The organism is Natrarchaeobius versutus (assembly GCF_041205745.1).
Classification (GTDB): Archaea; Halobacteriota; Halobacteria; order Halobacteriales; family Natrialbaceae; genus Natrarchaeobius; species Natrarchaeobius versutus.
Genome location: NZ_JBGFCC010000026.1, coordinates 1 through 941 on the forward strand (window position 1 = coordinate 1; position 941 = coordinate 941).

Consider the following 941-nt stretch of genomic DNA (forward strand, 5'->3'; position numbering starts at 1 on the left):
CGGCTGCGTTGAATCACTAGACGGCGTCGGGAAAGGTCAGTAAATCAAAGGAGTTGAAGCGGGGAGACTTCGGTGTCCATGACGAAAATCTCCCGCTTCACCGAGCGTTGTGTCTCGATTGCTCAAAGTGTTACGGGTGAACGAGGCGAATCCGCCGCCCCAAGCGGTGGTGGCGGATTCGCCGACTATGCCCTTGTTTCGCTGCATTGTCTCCGGATTTACCTCGATACCTCCTATCGAATGACGATCGATCTGCTGAAGGAAATGCCGCAAATAACAGGGGAGATCGGCCTCGAAGCGGCCGATCTCCCCGCACCATCTACGCTGTGTAAGGCGTTTGATCGGATCGAAATGAGTGTTTGTCGAGTGCTGCTGCGCCAGTCGGCGCAGCTGCACGATCTCTCTGAGCACGCTGCGATCGATGCAACGTTCTATGAACGAGATCGTGCTAGCCGCCATTACTGCCATCGAACGAATTATAGCGTTCAGACGCTCAAAGTGACAAAACTCGTCGATACAGCAACGCAAGCTGTGCTCGATCTTCACTGCTCGACGACGTTGGAAGGTAGCGACGCAGATCTCTGTGAGCAGATCGCCCGCCGGAACGCGGGCGATCTGCGGTCTCTAGCCGCTGATAAGGGCTATGACAAGCAACAACTCCGCGAACGACTCCGTGACCTCGACATTCGCCCGCTGATCAAACACCGGATCTTCGCGCCGTACGATCATGCGCACAACGCTCGTATTGACGAAGATCGGTACGCTCAGCGGTCAATGACCGAAACCGTCAACTCCGCCGTCAAGCGCTCGCTCGGCTACGCCGTGCGAGCGCGAACCTGGTATCGAGAGTTCCGTGAAATCGCTCTGATGTGTGTCGTCTACAACATCAAACGTGCCGTCAAACAGTGAAATCCACCGCCTTACAGCGATTCAACAAAGCC

1 protein-coding gene is annotated in these 941 nt (G+C 55.7%); it reads left to right on the forward strand.

Going from position 1 to position 941, the window contains the following annotated elements; all coding sequences use genetic code 11:
* The first annotated feature begins 78 nt into the window (after positions 1-78).
* Complete coding sequence (locus tag AB7C87_RS24170) at positions 79-909, forward strand: IS5 family transposase (protein WP_369732102.1); 831 nt, start codon at positions 79-81, stop codon at positions 907-909.
* The last annotated feature ends 32 nt before the right edge of the window (positions 910-941 follow it).

Coding starts and splice junctions, on each gene's coding strand:
- AB7C87_RS24170 (WP_369732102.1), top strand. CDS start 79: ATGACGAAAATCTCCCGCTTCACCGAGCGTTGTGTCTCGATTGCTCAA.